The 799-nt window shown below is 44.3% G+C and carries 1 protein-coding gene; it reads left to right on the top strand.

Going from position 1 to position 799, the window contains the following annotated elements; all coding sequences use genetic code 11:
* A partial coding sequence (locus tag HMPREF9706_RS02585) for a Cna B-type domain-containing protein (protein ID WP_006907809.1) occupies positions 1–799 on the top strand: 799 nt, incomplete at both ends.

The following is a 799-nucleotide window of genomic DNA, read 5'->3' as shown; positions in this document are numbered from 1 at the left end:
AAACCAACGATTCAGCTTCAATTGTTACGCAATGGTCAAGCATATGGATCAGTGGTTGAACTCTTAAATGGTCAAAGCAGATATCGCTGGGAAGATTTGTTGGCAACGGACGATCAAGGAAATCCATATCACTACAGTGTAGAAGAACTAGCTGTAGCGGGTTATACGTCAACGATCGGCCCCGTAGAAGATCATCAAATGACCATTACGAACACTTATGTGGTACCTAAGACGCACTTCGAAGTCAAAAAAGTGTGGTCTGGTGGACCGTCAGTTAAGCCGACGATTCAGCTTCAATTGCTCCGCAATGGCCAAGCTTATGGAACAGTGGTTGAACTCCTAAATGGTCAAAGCAGATATCGTTGGGATGATTTATCGGCAACGGACGATCAGGGTAATCCATATCACTACAGTGTAGAAGAACTAGCTGTAGCGGGTTATACGTCAACGATCGGCCCCGTAGAAGATCATCAAATGACCATTACGAACACCTATGTGGTACCTAAGACGCACTTCGAAGTCAAAAAAGTGTGGTTTGGTGGACCGTCAGTTAAGCCGACGATTCAGCTTCAATTGTTCCGCAATGGCCAAGCTTATGGAACAGTGGTTGAACTCTTAAATGGTCAAAGCAGATATCGCTGGGAAGATTTGTTGGCAACGGACGATCAAGGAAATCCATATCACTACAGTGTAAAAGAACTCGCTGTAGAAGGTTATACGTCAACAATCGGTCCCGTCCAAGACAATCAAGTAACCATTACAAACACCTATGTGGTACCTAAGACACACTTAGAAGTCA

The sequence above is a fragment of the Facklamia hominis CCUG 36813 genome (assembly GCF_000301035.1).
Classification (GTDB): domain Bacteria; phylum Bacillota; class Bacilli; order Lactobacillales; family Aerococcaceae; genus Facklamia; species Facklamia hominis.
Note: the sequence above shows the minus strand (reverse complement) of the source record. Positions and strands in the feature narration are given on the sequence as shown.